This window comes from Lysobacter antibioticus (genome assembly GCF_001442535.1).
GTDB classification, from domain to species: Bacteria; Pseudomonadota; Gammaproteobacteria; order Xanthomonadales; family Xanthomonadaceae; genus Lysobacter; species Lysobacter antibioticus.
The window spans coordinates 3,205,349-3,206,002 of sequence record NZ_CP013141.1; the positions used below are offsets into that span (position 1 = coordinate 3,205,349).

Here is a 654-nt window from a genome sequence, read left to right on the forward strand (position 1 = left end):
TCATTCTCGTCGCCGAGCAGCTGTTGCTGCCACAAGGTGTAGTCGGCGTACTGCACCGGCAGCGGGGCGCGGATCGGCGCGCCGCCGTCGAGGCGCGCGGCATAGGCCTCGGCCAGATCGCGCGCGAGCGGCGCCAGCGAGGCGCCGTCGCCGGCGATGTGGTGCAGCAACAGCAGCAGGGCGTGTTGTTGCGGGCCGAGCCGGACCAGGGTCGCGCGCAGCGGAATCTCGTGGCGCAGGTCGAAAGCGTAGGCGGCGGCGGTGGACAGCGCGTGGGCGAGGCCGGCTTCGTCGCTGTCGATCAGGTCCAAGGTCGGCGCTGCATGATCGAGCACGTGTTGGCTGGGTACTTCGCCGGCCGGGAACACGATGCGCAAGCTTTCGTGGCGCTCGCACAGGTCGGCCAGCGCGGCGCGCAGCGCGTCCACGTTCAGCTCGCCATCCAGGCGCAACGCCAGCGGCATGTTGTAGGTGGCGCTGGGGCCCTCGAACTGGTGCAGGAACCACAGCCGGCGCTGCGCGAACGACAGCGGCAGGGTCTGCGGCCGCGGCATCGGCCGCAAGGCCAGGCGCCGGTGTTGGGCGGGATCGAGCGCGGTGGCGAAGGCCGGCGAACGGTCGGGTGCTCGAACAAAGCGGCGGAATCGACAGCTC

The 654-nt window shown here is 71.3% G+C and carries 1 protein-coding gene (running past one end of the window); it reads right to left on the reverse strand.

Annotated features, from left to right (window positions below; all coding sequences use genetic code 11):
* Positions 1-554, reverse strand: the 5' portion of a protein-coding gene (locus GLA29479_RS26130; RefSeq protein ID WP_425599983.1) for a condensation domain-containing protein. 16 nt of this gene lie to the left of the window's left edge; the window shows 554 of its 570 coding nt (coding positions 1-554); the start codon lies at positions 552-554; the stop codon falls past the left edge of the window.
* Positions 555-654: the final 100 nt, after the last annotated feature.